At 48.2% G+C, this 10,198-nt stretch carries 9 protein-coding genes; 7 read left to right on the forward strand and 2 right to left on the reverse strand.

All coding sequences use genetic code 11. The features are described from left to right. The first annotated feature begins 1 nt into the window (after position 1). The 4 genes from IC230_RS12305 to kdpA all read left to right on the forward strand — a co-directional run bounded on the left by IC230_RS12305 (position 2) and on the right by kdpA (position 5,603). Positions 2-1,366, forward strand: coding sequence for a sigma-54-dependent transcriptional regulator (locus tag IC230_RS12305; protein ID WP_191039266.1), 1,365 nt, complete (start codon positions 2-4; stop codon positions 1,364-1,366). A gap of 153 nt (positions 1,367-1,519) precedes the next feature. Continuing rightward, positions 1,520-3,493 (forward strand): KUP/HAK/KT family potassium transporter, encoded by a 1,974-nt coding sequence (locus tag IC230_RS12310; protein WP_191039267.1) that lies wholly within the window; start codon positions 1,520-1,522, stop codon positions 3,491-3,493. A gap of 268 nt (positions 3,494-3,761) precedes the next feature. Continuing rightward, on the forward strand, positions 3,762-3,860 hold the full coding sequence (locus IC230_RS12315) for a potassium-transporting ATPase subunit F (RefSeq protein WP_223860605.1): 99 nt from the start codon (positions 3,762-3,764) through the stop codon (positions 3,858-3,860). 12 nt (positions 3,861-3,872) lie between these two features. After that, complete coding sequence (gene kdpA / locus IC230_RS12320) at positions 3,873-5,603, forward strand: potassium-transporting ATPase subunit KdpA (RefSeq protein ID WP_191039268.1); 1,731 nt, start codon at positions 3,873-3,875, stop codon at positions 5,601-5,603. A gap of 7 nt (positions 5,604-5,610) precedes the next feature. Here the strand turns inward: kdpA and IC230_RS12325 are convergent, their stop codons facing one another. Both IC230_RS12325 and IC230_RS12330 read right to left on the reverse strand, forming a co-directional pair. Continuing rightward, entirely contained in the window at positions 5,611-5,952 is a 342-nt protein-coding gene (locus IC230_RS12325) for a toxin-antitoxin system TumE family protein (protein ID WP_191039269.1), read from the reverse strand. Further along, positions 5,949-6,266, reverse strand: a complete 318-nt coding sequence (locus tag IC230_RS12330; protein WP_191039270.1) for a hypothetical protein — start codon at positions 6,264-6,266, stop codon at positions 5,949-5,951. The genes IC230_RS12325 and IC230_RS12330 overlap by 4 nt, the downstream gene beginning before the upstream one ends. Before the next feature lie 32 nt (positions 6,267-6,298). On the opposite strand from IC230_RS12330, the gene kdpB reads away from it, so the two are divergent. Genes kdpB through IC230_RS12345 form a run of 3 tightly spaced genes read left to right on the forward strand, consistent with a single transcriptional unit; the run spans position 6,299 to position 10,137 of the window. Beyond that, a complete protein-coding gene (kdpB, locus tag IC230_RS12335) occupies positions 6,299-8,374 on the forward strand; it encodes a potassium-transporting ATPase subunit KdpB (RefSeq protein ID WP_191039271.1) in 2,076 nt (691 codons plus the stop codon). A gap of 40 nt (positions 8,375-8,414) precedes the next feature. Beyond that, positions 8,415-8,993 (forward strand): K(+)-transporting ATPase subunit C, encoded by a 579-nt coding sequence (locus tag IC230_RS12340; protein ID WP_191039272.1) that lies wholly within the window; start codon positions 8,415-8,417, stop codon positions 8,991-8,993. Between the two features lie 31 nt (positions 8,994-9,024). Further along, entirely contained in the window at positions 9,025-10,137 is a 1,113-nt protein-coding gene (locus IC230_RS12345) for a porin (RefSeq protein ID WP_191039273.1), read from the forward strand. Positions 10,138-10,198 lie beyond the last annotated feature (61 nt).

Consider the following 10,198-nt stretch of genomic DNA (forward strand, 5'->3'; position numbering starts at 1 on the left):
CTTGGCGGCCACTATTCTGATCATTGATGACGAGTCGCGTTTGCGCCAGCTTCTGGCCCGCATTCTGCAACTGGAAGGGTATACCGTACTGGAAGCCGAAAATGCCCGCGCCGGTCTGAAAATCCTCGAACGCGAAGAGGTACAACTGGTCATCAGCGATGTAAAACTGCCCGACAAGAATGGTATTGAGCTTTCGGCGCAGATTAAACAGCTATACCCCGCCACTGAAATTATTGTTTTGACCGCATACGGCACCATTTCGGATGGCGTGACAGCTATCAAAAATGGTGCTTTCGATTACATCACGAAAGGCGACGATAACGACCGGATAATTCCACTCGTCAGTCGGGCTGTTGAGAAAGCAGCGCTGCAATTCAGAATTCTTCAACTTGAACAACAAGTTAGCCGACGATACGGCTTCGACAGTATTATTGGGCACTCAAAAGCCATTCAGCAAGCCATTGATTTAGCGCGTAAAGTTGCGGTTACCGACACTACCGTGCTGCTTACGGGCGAAACGGGTACAGGCAAGGAAGTGTTCGCGCAGGCGATCCATCAGGCTAGTCCGCGTCGAAAGGGAGCTTTTGTAGCGATTAATTGTGGGGCGCTGGGTAAAGACATTCTGGAAAGTGAACTCTTTGGCCATCGTGCCGGAGCCTTTACTGGTGCCAGTCGCGATCAGAAAGGGTTGTTTGCCGAAGCCAATCAAGGCACGATTTTTCTGGACGAGATTGGCGAAATGCCGCTTGATTTACAAGCTAAGCTGTTACGTGTTCTCGAAACGCATGAGTTCCTGCGGGTAGGAGATACAAAGCCAACTAAAACGGATGTGCGTGTCATTGCGGCCACGAATCGGGGTTTAGAGCAGGAAGCCAGCGCGGGTCGTTTTCGATTGGATTTGTATTATCGACTCTCCGTCTTTCAAATTGAGCTGCCACCATTGCGTAACCGGCCCGACGACATTCCTGACCTGGCTGAACAATTCGCCCGGCAATACGCAGCTAAATTGGGTAAGCGCGACGTTCGACTTAATGCTACGTTCGTGCAGAAACTCCAGAAACATGCCTGGAAAGGAAATATTCGGGAATTGAAGAACGTCATTGAACGGGCCGTTATCCTTGCCGATGCCCCCACAAATGGTCCCATCGAGCTGACTCTCGATCTGCTCCCTTATGAAATGCAGGCTGCCTACGTAACGACGGGTGGTACGAAAGAAGCCACACTGGAGTTGGCCGAGCTTGAAAAGCAGCATATCCAGCGGGTGTTACGTCATACCAACGGAAATAAAACCGAAGCGGCCCGATTGCTGGGTATTGGGCTGACGACACTTTACCGAAAACTTCAGGAAGCAGGGTTAGGAGAATAACTGTTCAACGGTTTAGGCCAGGCTACCAGAGTACATGTCGAGATTAAATAGAGATTAAATAAAGGATTAGTAGCCCAGTAGCTATAGACGAAATAAAACATAACTGCGTCATAGTTGTAGCTTAGAAAACAATACAACCTCAATTTATGATTCATGTCTACATCCCATTCGTCGCTGAATAAAGTTTCCGCTCAGGGCTTACTGGTTGCCATCGGTATTGTCTTTGGCGATATCGGTACGTCTCCTCTTTACACATTATCGGCTGTCATGCGCGGGCGCGAGTTGACCGAAACGCTGGTGCTGGGTACGCTCTCCTGTATTCTCTGGACCCTCACGCTGCAAACGACAATCAAGTACGTAATCATTACGTTAAGAGCGGACAACAAGGGCGAGGGGGGGATCTTCTCACTATATACCCTCGTTCGAAGATTCACGGGAAAATGGCTTATGTATCCGGCCGTTATTGGCGGGTCGTTTCTGCTGGCCGATGGATTGATTACGCCACCAATTTCCGTTTCGTCGGCTATTGAAGGCTTACTGATTTTTTATCCCGAGCTGGATACAGTCCCCATTGTTATCGCTATCATCGTTGCGCTGTTTGTGAGCCAGCAGTTTGGTACGCAGAAATTAGGTCGACTTTTCGGGCCGGTTATGCTCGTCTGGTTTACGTTTATCGGTGTTATTGGCTTGTGGGCTTTGTGGAGCCAACCATCTGTGCTTAAGGCCATCAACCCATATTATGCCTTTCATTTCCTGATCAATTATCCCGGTGGCTTCTGGCTTTTGGGGGGCGTATTCCTGTGTACGACCGGAGCAGAAGCGCTATATTCTGATATGGGTCACTGCGGCCGGGGTAATATCCGTGTTAGCTGGGCCTACGTAAAAACAACGCTGATCCTATCCTATGCAGGGCAGTCGGCCTGGCTCTTGCATCATTTGGGACAGCGACTGGGCGAGACCAGCCCGTTTTACAGTATCGTTCCACCCTCAATTGTTGTCTTTAGTATTGGACTTGCTACGTTTGCCACGATCATTGCATCACAAGCCCTGATCACCGGATCATTCACGCTGGTAAGTGAAGCCATGCGTCTAACCTTGTGGCCCCGGCAGCGAGTGGCTTATCCATCCAACGAACGTGGCCAGCTATACGTACCGTTTGTGAACTGGGGATTAATGATCGGTTGTTGCCTGATTGTGCTGCATTTCCGTGAATCGAAAAACATGGAAGCCGCTTTCGGATTAGCCGTTACGTTGACGATGTTGATGTCGACTGTGCTCATGAGTATGTACATGCGGGTGAAGCGATTCAACCCAATTTTACAGGTCGGGCTTACGGCTATCTTCCTGACGGTTGAAACGACGTTCCTGATCGCTAACTTGGTTAAGTTTGAGGAAGGCGGCTGGATTTCTGTTACGTTGGGTTTGTTAATTATGGCCATGATGTTATTCTGGCACGAGGGCGAATCCATCAAACAAAGTCTGATCAAATACGATTCGTTGCTGGATAATCTGCTCATTCTGAAATCATTGAGTAACGACCCCAATATTCCCAAGTTTGCTACGCATTTAGTGTATCTGACCTCTTCTGATTCCAGCCGACGTATTGAATCTGAAACGTTGTATTCCATTCTGAATCGAGCCCCAAAACGAGCGGATATCTATTGGTTCATTCACGTTTGCGTAGAAGATGAACCCTACGTTATGCGCTACACCGTGGAGACACTGGCGCACGAAGACGTTTATGTCATTACGTTCTATTTAGGCTTCCGTATCGATCCGCGAATTAATCTGCTTTTCCGGCTGGTCATTGAAGATATGGTCGATAATAAAGAAGTGACGATTGACAGCCGGTATAAATCGCTGAATACGCACCGGGTTCCGGGCGATTTTCGGTTTGTGCTGTTCCGCCGGTTTTTGTCGTACGAAAATGACCTCACCACCCGTCAGCAGATCATTATGTTTGGTTATATGCTGTTGAAAAAAATTGCCCTGTCTCCTCAGTCAACCTATGGCCTGGATACTAGCAATGTGATCATCGAAGATATTCCCCTGGTGATCACTACGCCCAGATCTATTCCGCTAAAACGAATCGTGAGCAAAAGCAACAAGTCGCAACCAGCTTCGTAGATAAACCATACCAAACTGAAAAGCCGACCCTACCATTTTGGTAGGGTCGGCTTTTTTATTGCTCTAAGCCTAAACGCTTAATGGGAATTCAAAGGGTTTATAGTCAGGCTATTACTCGATACGCTTCCGTTATGCGCTTTTTCGGAATACTTTTTGGCACAACTCTTTCGACAATCATTTTACTCAAATACAACCATGATTACTGCTCTGCTTCTGCTTGTTTCGGCTCTGCTCTGCTTCGCTATCTTTTATAAAACCATTGAATGGTTTGAAAACATCTAAACACATGATCACACTCGTTTTTGGTATCGCTCTGTTGGTCTTTGCCTACATGCTGTACGTACTGATCCGCCCCGAAAAATTTTAATCAATTGATCTCATGACTACTGAATGGATAGGTGTAATAGCAACGTACGGATTAACCGTATTATTGGCTATTCCGCTGGGCAAGTATTTAGCCCGTGTATTTAAAGGAGAATCCAACTGGCTTGATTTCCTAAAGCCTCTGGAGCGATTTATCTATCGCATCGGGGGGGTATCCGAATCGGCTGATCTAACTTGGAAGCAGAACCTGACAGCTTTGCTGACGATAAACCTGGTCTGGTTTTTACTGGCTTTCGGATTATTGTTGTTTCAGGGCGTTTTACCGCTCAACCCCGATGGTAATTCCTCGCAAACACCAGATCTGGCCTTTAACTCGGCTATTTCGTTTCTGGTTAACTGCGATTTGCAGCATTATTCCGGTGAGTCGGGTGCTACGTATCTGACGCAGCTGGCCGTAATGATGTTTCTGATGTTTGTATCGGCAGCGACGGGTATGGCCGCAGCTGTGCTTTTGTTTCGATCGTTTTTGCCGCAGAGCACTGACGCCATCGGAAATTTCTATGTACTCTTCATACGCTCTATTACGCGTATACTGCTGCCTGGGTCGCTTGTTGTCGCCTTTATTCTTGCCTTTAACGGAACACCTGCTTCGTTTGACGGCAAAGACACACTCATTACGTTGCAGGGCGATACCGTGAACGTATCCCGTGGACCAGCTGCGGCCATGATTGCCATTAAACATCTCGGGACAAATGGGGGTGGCTGGTTTGGTGCTAACTCCGCCCATCCGCTGGAGAACCCTAATTACTTGACCAACATGGTCGAACTGATTGCGCAGATGGTGTTGCCCATTGCGATGATTTTTGCCCTGGGATTCTTCATCAACCGGAAGCGTTTTGCCTGGATGATCTACACGGTCATGACGGTCGGAGTGCTTCTCTTATTGATCCCAACCGTCATCAGTGAACTGCACGGTAGCCCAGCGATTGCCCAAATGGGAATCACGCAGCCGACTGGGGCTATGGAAGGAAAAGAAGTGCGTTTTGGGCCGCTGGCATCGGCTTATTGGAGCATCGTGACTACGGTTATTTCGACAGGTTCGGTTAACTCCATGCACGATTCCTCAATGCCTTTGTCGGGAGCTATGCAACTGTTGGGTATGATGGTGAACGCTTTTTATGGGGGCGTCGGGGCCGGGTTGCTGAACTTTTACTTTTTCCTGATTATTGCCGTATTCATTTCCGGCCTGATGGTAGGACGTACACCCGAACTTTTCGGTCGGAAAGTCGAAGCGCGTGAGATTAAAATTGCTTCATTGGTAGCGCTGTTAAGTGCGCTGCTGGTTAAAGGCGGAACCGCACTGGCAGCCTGGATTTTTATGAATTATGGCGACGCGACCGGGGGCGCAGCCGACTGGGCCGTAAAACCTTCCGCCTGGCTCAACAACCCGGCCTTTCACGGTTTTTCGGAGATGCTGTACGAGATGACATCTGCAAACGCCAACAACGGATCAGGTTTCGAAGGGTTAGGCGACAACAACCTATTCTGGAACGTATCAACGGGCTTTGTCCTGATTTTTGGACGGTTCATCCCGATCATTGGCCCCGTAGCGATTGCCGGTTTGCTGGCCCGCAAAAAATACGTGCCTGAATCATCGGGAACCCTGCCCGTCGATACCGCTACGTTTGGCTTAATGATTTTCGCCGTTATCGTTATCCTAACGGCTCTGTCCTTCTTCCCGGCATTGGCCTTGGGGCCATTCGCGGAATACTTTAGCCAGAAGTAATGATCTACTACAGCAACTGGCTGGCAATAAAATTGAGAACGTCAGTTAACGAAACCTGGGGAAATGGCTCTGGTAATTCATCAGGACCCAAATGACGGTGGTAAGGGAACGTATCGAAATCCGGAAAGTGGGGCGTATTGTCCCAGCGATAGATAGTTTGATTTTCAGTATTCATCCATTGATAACCATACTTAAACTTGCTTCCCTTTCTAGATTCATAGGTCACTAATCGGGAGGAGTCTTTAAAGATAAATACACAGCGTTCAATGACTTTTGAGCCAGGCCCGGTTTCCAGTTCGATTGTGTGAACCTCAATTATGGCAGCAAACTCGATAAGGAGTTCGTTCATGGGCGAATCTGATGCAGATATGTCGTGTAATCCGTCAAAAAGTCAATGGCATCATCCCAATCATTATCGTCATTTTCTTTTTCAATGATCCCAAATCGTGATAGTGTGCTGTCTGACTTATCGACTACACGTTGACGAAACTCGTCAAAATTCATTTCGTACTTCTTTTGAAAAAAGTCAATACGGCTCTGATAGTACGCAATTTTTTGCTCCAACACATTGCGAAGTTGAATGTGTAGAAAGTCATCTGTACTGCGATAACCTAAGTTCTGGATAACTCGCTCAAGAGGTGATTGGGAAACAGGAGCAACCATAACACATTACATTTTTATCAAAGATACCAAAAATGGCAAAGCAATCATCCACCTCCCTCTTCCAGCGCGAGCTCGTTGGTTCAGCAATTCGGGAGTCGTTTATAAAGTTAAATCCAGCCGTTTTGATCAAAAATCCGGTCATGTTTACCGTTGAAGTCGGTACGTTCGTCATGATTCTGGTAACGGCATACATTGCTTTTTCGGGCGATACATCGCAGGGATCACTGAGCTATAATAGTATCATTACGGCGATCTTATTGCTCACCGTTTTGTTTGCGAATTTCGCCGAAGCCATCGCTGAAGCGCGAGGTAAAGCACAGGCTGAATCACTACGTAAAACCCGTCAGGAGACGCCCGCCAAAAAAGTTATTAGCCGACAGTCGTCAATTGGAAACGAGCAGATAGAAACTATTTCGTCAGCTCAGCTCAAAAAAGGCGATGTATTCCTTTGCGAACCGGGCGACATTATTCCTTCGGACGGGGAAATTATTGAAGGCCTGGCTACGATTGATGAGTCGGCCATTACGGGCGAATCGGCGCCGGTCATTCGCGAAGCGGGGGGTGATAAGTCGTCTGTTACGGGTGGTACGAAAGTGCTATCCGATCGGATCAAGGTAGTCGTGACAACCCAGCCGGGTGAATCGTTTCTGGATAAAATGATCGCGTTGGTTGAAGGAGCTTCGCGGCAAAAAACACCGAACGAAATTGCGTTAACGATTCTTCTGGCAGGTTTCACCCTGATTTTCATTATCGTCTGTGTAGCCCTGAAGCCCTTTGCCGATTATGCACATACACCCATCACCATTGCGGCTCTGATTTCGCTGTTCGTATGCCTGATTCCGACGACTATTGGTGGACTATTGTCCGCTATTGGTATTGCGGGAATGGATCGAGCGCTTCGGGCTAACGTAATTGCCAAGTCAGGCCGGGCAGTGGAGACGGCGGGGGATATCGATACGTTGTTGCTGGACAAAACCGGCACCATTACGATTGGCAACCGCAAAGCGACTAACTTCTACGCGGCTCCGGGCATCAAACAGGCTGACATGGTTCGGGCTTCGGCCCTGAGTTCACTGGCCGACGAAACGCCCGAAGGTAAGTCGATTGTGGAACTCGCCGGACCGGACGTAACGCGAACCCTTAGCACGTCCGGTGCTACGTTAATCAAGTTCACTGCCGAAACACGATCGTCGGGAATTGATCTACCGCTTAACGGTCAGGCGAAAGGTGAGTCAGTTCGGATTCGGAAAGGGGCTGTCGATTCCATTCGTGCCATTGTCGAACGGGCGGGTAATACGTTTCCAACTGAGACGGATGCGAAAGCGAAAGAAATTGCCGCGAACGGAGGAACACCGCTGGTCGTGATCGAAAACGAACAGGTGAAAGGTGTGGTCGAGTTGCAGGACATCATCAAACCCGGTATCTCGGAACGCTTCGAGCGGCTTCGGAAAATGGGTGTTAAAACGGTGATGGTTACAGGCGATAATCCGCTGACTGCCAAGTTTATCGCTGAAAAAGCAGGTGTCGATGATTTCATTGCCGAAGCTAAACCGGAAGACAAAATGAACTACATCCGTCACGAACAAACTGGGGGTAAACTGGTAGCGATGATGGGTGATGGGACCAACGATGCGCCGGCACTGGCGCAGGCTGACGTAGGGGTAGCTATGAATTCGGGTACGCAGGCTGCCAAAGAAGCGGGCAATATGGTCGATCTGGACAACGATCCGACGAAGCTGATTGAGGTGGTCGAAATTGGAAAGCAGCTGCTCATCACGCGTGGTACGTTAACGACGTTCAGCATTGCCAATGACGTAGCCAAATATTTTGCGATCGTACCTGCCCTGTTTGTGGTCAGCATTCCGGCATTGCAAAGTCTGAATCTGATGCGTCTGCATAGTCCAGAATCAGCCATTTTATCAGCGGTGATCTTCAACGCCATCATTATTCCCATGCTAATCCCGCTGGCGTTACGGGGTGTCGAGTATAAACCCATCGGAGCTTCTGCCTTACTACGTCGAAATCTTTTTATCTACGGTTTTGGCGGCCTGGTCGCTCCGTTCGTAGGGATTAAATTACTGGATTTAGTGGTAGGGTTATTTGTTTAATTTTTATCATGCTGGCATCCCAGCATACCAAACTAAAATCATGAAAACTCACATAGGTCCAGCCATTCGGCTTACGTTCGCGATGCTGGTATTATTAGTTGTTATTTATCCGCTTGTTGTGGCGGGAATTGCTCGTCTGGCGCCAGGCGAAGGAAGAGGAGAAACGGTTATTGTCAACTATGGTACGGCATCCCGGAAAGTAGTAGGGTATAAGCTGATCGGTCAGAAGTTTACCGAAGATCGTTATTTCAACGGGCGACCATCAGCAGTGGAGTATAATGCAGCCGGATCTGCCGGATCGAACAAAGGTCCGACCAATCCTGATTATTTGAAAACGGTGCAGACTCGAATCGATACGTTTCTGGTCCATAATCCGAGCGTGAACAAAGCGGATATTCCAGCCGAGCTGGTCACCGCATCGGGGAGCGGCCTCGACCCAGATTTATCACCTGAAGGCGCAAAGATTCAGATAGCCCGAATTGCCAAAACTCGTAACATCGCTGCGGAACGATTGAGTCAATTAGTTGACGAACATACGAAAGGGTCCTTGCTGGGGTTGTTTGGGCCGTCGACGGTTAACGTATTGGAACTCAATATTGCGCTTAATGAACTGAAGTAGTTTAACGGTATAGATCAACAAAACCACTTTGATGAATTGCTTTAAAATTTTGCCAGTATGGCTGGTTATGCCAATAGCTGGTACGTTTGCCCAAACAATTGATACGACAAGGTCTGAGACTCCGACGCTGACGGTTTCTGGATACGTTGAAGCGTATTACGCACATGATTTTACAGCGCCAAAAGCGACGCAGGAACGGCCGGGTTTTCTTTACAATCACAAGCGAAACCGGGAGGTAAATATCAACCTGGCTTTTATTAAAGCAGCCTATTCGAATGATCGCGTTCGGGCCAATCTGGCCCTGCAAGCCGGTACGTATGCGCAGTACAATTATGCGGCTGAGCAGGATCTGGTCAAGCATATTTTCGAAGCGAATGCAGGAGTGAAGCTTAGTCGAAACCATGATCTGTGGCTCGATGCGGGTATTTTTTCGTCGCATATTGGCTTTGAAAGTGCTATTTCAAAAGATTGCTGGACGCTGACACGTAGTCTGTTAGCTGAAAATTCGCCATATTATCTGGCAGGCGCAAAACTGACACACAATACACCAAATGGGAAATGGACGTTGCTGGGATCAGTCCTAAACGGCTGGCAACGCATTGCCAAATTGCCCGGCTACAGTGGCCCTTCAATCAGCACGCAGATTCAGTTCAAACCAAGCGCCAAACTAACGCTCAACTGGAGTACATTCATCGGCTCCGACCGGCCCGATTCGCTGAAACAAGGCCGGTTCTTTAATAACTTATACGCTATTATCAACCCCTCGTCAAAAGTTGGTGTAATTCTGGGATTCGACATCGGCTCTGATCGTAAACCCATTGTGGATGGGCAACGTATAGGCAGTGGTTCCTACGTCTGGTATGCGCCGGTAATCATTGCTCGGTTCGCCACGGCTGAAAAAAGTTATCTAGCCGGACGTATTGAGTATTACAACGATAAAAATGGGGTTATTATCGGAACGGGATCGCCGAATGGTTTTCAGACTTTCGGCTATTCGCTGAATTACGATTATTTTATTTTACCGAATGCTCTGTTTCGAGTTGAAGGCAAAGTATACAGTAGTAAAGACGCGATTTTTGAAACGGATAATGGTCTTCGTAAAACCAATACGTCGTTGACTACAAGTCTGGCGATTAGTTTTTAGTAATGGTATCCACGGGCCGGGCCGCGTTCGGCTTCAGCCCGTGTTTGACGTAGCCTGATTC

This window comes from Spirosoma validum (genome assembly GCF_014699035.1).
GTDB lineage: Bacteria > Bacteroidota > Bacteroidia > Cytophagales > Spirosomataceae > Spirosoma > Spirosoma validum.

Excerpts from the sequence above, each read along its gene's own strand:
- IC230_RS12345 (WP_191039273.1), top strand. The coding sequence starts at position 9,025 with ATGAATTGCTTTAAAATTTTGCCAGTATGGCTGGTTATGCCAATAGCT.
- IC230_RS12310 (WP_191039267.1), top strand. The coding sequence starts at position 1,520 with ATGTCTACATCCCATTCGTCGCTGAATAAAGTTTCCGCTCAGGGCTTA.
- kdpA (WP_191039268.1), top strand. The coding sequence starts at position 3,873 with ATGACTACTGAATGGATAGGTGTAATAGCAACGTACGGATTAACCGTA.
- IC230_RS12340 (WP_191039272.1), top strand. The coding sequence starts at position 8,415 with ATGAAAACTCACATAGGTCCAGCCATTCGGCTTACGTTCGCGATGCTG.
- IC230_RS12325 (WP_191039269.1), bottom strand. The coding sequence starts at position 5,952 with ATGAACGAACTCCTTATCGAGTTTGCTGCCATAATTGAGGTTCACACA.
- IC230_RS12330 (WP_191039270.1), bottom strand. The coding sequence starts at position 6,266 with ATGGTTGCTCCTGTTTCCCAATCACCTCTTGAGCGAGTTATCCAGAAC.
- kdpB (WP_191039271.1), top strand. The coding sequence starts at position 6,299 with ATGGCAAAGCAATCATCCACCTCCCTCTTCCAGCGCGAGCTCGTTGGT.